Source organism: Nocardia vinacea NBRC 16497, assembly GCF_000308835.1.
Taxonomy (GTDB): Bacteria; Actinomycetota; Actinomycetes; order Mycobacteriales; family Mycobacteriaceae; genus Nocardia; species Nocardia vinacea.
Genome location: NZ_BAGN01000312.1, coordinates 1 through 725 on the forward strand (window position 1 = coordinate 1; position 725 = coordinate 725).

1 protein-coding gene is annotated in these 725 nt (G+C 67.6%); it reads left to right on the forward strand.

Features of this window, described 5'->3' with window-relative positions; genetic code table 11:
• Positions 1–5 precede the first annotated feature (5 nt).
• On the forward strand, positions 6–725 hold a 720-nt coding region (locus tag ON44_RS33640; protein ID WP_373283242.1), incomplete at its 3' end, for a beta-ketoacyl synthase N-terminal-like domain-containing protein.

The following is a 725-nucleotide window of genomic DNA, read 5'->3' on the forward strand; positions in this document are numbered from 1 at the left end:
AACAGCTGGCCGGAGCATCCGTGGCCGCCGAACCGGTTGTGGTGATGGGTCATTCGGCCGAGCCGATCGCGATCGTGGGTGTGGGCTGTCGCTTCCCCGGAGAAGTGTCGTCTCGGGAGGACCTGTGGGAGCTGCTGGTGCAGGGCCGCGATGTGGTGTCGCAATGGCCGCTGGACCGAGGGTGGGACATAGGTACTAGGTCCTCTACGCGTGAGGGCGGGTTCCTCCACGATGCAAGCTCGTTCGATGCGGGGTTCTTCGGGATCAGCCCGCGCGAGGCGGTTGCGATGGATCCGCAGCAGCGGTTGCTGCTGGAAACGGTGTGGGAAGCCCTCGAAGACGCCGGCGTGGACCCAACCTCGTTGCATGGCAGCGAGACCGGCGTGTTCATCGGCGTCAGCGACCAGTCCTACGGTGTGGGCCGAGGAGACGGGGACGCCGGAGTCGAGGGCTATCGGCTGACCGGCGCGACCTCAAGTGTGGTGTCGGGCCGGGTGTCGTATGTGTTGGGGTTGGAGGGCCCCGCGGTGTCGGTGGACACCGCGTGCTCGTCCTCACTGGTCGCCCTGCATCAAGCCGTGCAGGCCGTGCGCGCCGGCGAGTGCGGGATGGCGCTGGTCGGCGGGGTGACAGTGATGTCGACTCCTGGTGCATTTGTGGAGTTCTCCCGGCAGGGAGGACTGGCGCCGGATGGCCGGTGCAAACCGTTCGCCGAGGCCGCCGAC